This is a genomic window from Proteiniphilum sp. X52 (genome assembly GCF_003712195.1).
Taxonomy (GTDB): Bacteria; Bacteroidota; Bacteroidia; order Bacteroidales; family Dysgonomonadaceae; genus Proteiniphilum.
The window spans coordinates 1-1492 of sequence record NZ_RDSD01000065.1; the positions used below are offsets into that span (position 1 = coordinate 1).

The window sequence follows — 1492 nt, forward strand, 5'->3', positions numbered from 1 at the left end:
TCGCCATTAGACTAAAGAGTTAGAAAAGTGAACGGATATCCCCGTTTTGCGTGGGTGGATATCCTCCGTTTTCAGCAGTATCTTTCAATTGTGTTTTATAATCCACATTCCTTTGAATATCTTTGGCATAATTATCTGTGAGTAACAACCATTTGGTTTTTTCTCCATTTAATGATATATTAGCCCCAAAATCACCTTTGTGATATTGGAATGAAATGAATGGTGTGAATCCGGAAAAGTATTGTTTATCTATTTTTGTCCCAATAGTACCACTTACTCCTCCATCTATATTTTTTTTTGTGATAATTTTAATAATGCCATTTCCTTCCGCTGCATAAATCGCAGATGGTCTTTGTATAACTTCTATTCGGTTAATATCCTCGGAACGAAATGAACTCAAATACTTCATTAAGGAAGCTCCTGAAAGATTAACAGGACGATCATTTATATAGATTTGTACTCCCGAGAGGCCATTTATTAAAATAGATCCATCAGATGTTGCCCATACTCCAGGTAGTTGTTGTAAAAGAGATTCAATTGTATTGCCTTTTGCAGCTATACTGTTTTCTATTTTTACTTCGAAGCGGTCATCTTTAAATGTTACTTTCGGACGAAAGACCTTTATAGAAACCTCATCTAACAATGTAGAATTTGCCTGCAAGATGATAATCTGCTCAGACTTTGTGGGTAAATATTTAGTTTCATATCCAACAAAGGATATTTTTAAAAAATTATTGTCGATTTCATTTGTAAAAAGAGAAAAATGTCCAGAACTGTCAGAAATTGTTCCATCAATTAGCGCAGAGTCTGGTAATGATAATAATGCTACGGTCGCAAATTCAATTGGAATCATTTTATTATCCAATATTGTACCTTGAATGTGATATTCCTGTGAAAATACTTTAAGAAAACAACAGGAAGTCAGAAGCAAGATGTCTATTTTTTTCTTCATTCTATTGGGTTATTTAAGAATAGAAAGTTGGAGATAAAGAAATATAAAATCTCTTTATCTCCACAAGAGAAACTCTTATACTAATACTGGTTCGTCAGGTTGGCTACATCCGCTGCATCCACCTCCACAACCGGCTCCACATCCTACACCACAACCTGCGGTGTCATTCTTTCCACCTTTGATCTCGATCAAATCGTCATTTGAAAGAACGATATTATCAAGAGAAAGTATTAAATCGATTGAACCTTTTTTTGTTTTCATAATTTTGTAACTAAAAAAAATAAATTCTACTCATCTCGTTTTTCGGAATAACTTCCGATTATTATTCACTAAAATTTCATCAGATAGCTATATCTCTTCACGAGACATATCTTATCGAGCATATCACAAACATACTGTTTTTTTTCGCCTGTTAGCTACTATTCTTCACTGTTCGGGCGGCTTCCGGTAAAAATCTGTTATACCCAAACCCGTGGGTGTTTGAAATTACCGTGTGTTGTGTTATCTTTGCAGTGCCTTTTCTTGTAAGTTTAGTTAAAC

General features: G+C 34.2%; 2 protein-coding genes. Both read right to left on the reverse strand.

Going from position 1 to position 1492, the window contains the following annotated elements:
- Positions 1–19: 19 nt before the first annotated feature.
- Positions 20–952 carry a carboxypeptidase-like regulatory domain-containing protein gene (locus D7D25_RS17635; protein ID WP_122970213.1) on the reverse strand — a complete coding sequence of 311 codons (933 nt, stop codon included), beginning with the start codon at positions 950–952 and terminating at the stop codon, positions 20–22.
- A gap of 75 nt (positions 953–1027) precedes the next feature.
- Positions 1028–1213, reverse strand: a complete 186-nt coding sequence (locus tag D7D25_RS17895) for a hypothetical protein (protein WP_148038986.1) — start codon at positions 1211–1213, stop codon at positions 1028–1030.
- Positions 1214–1492 lie beyond the last annotated feature (279 nt).

Coding starts and splice junctions, on each gene's coding strand:
- D7D25_RS17635 (WP_122970213.1), bottom strand. CDS start 952: ATGAAGAAAAAAATAGACATCTTGCTTCTGACTTCCTGTTGTTTTCTT.
- D7D25_RS17895 (WP_148038986.1), bottom strand. CDS start 1,213: ATGAAAACAAAAAAAGGTTCAATCGATTTAATACTTTCTCTTGATAAT.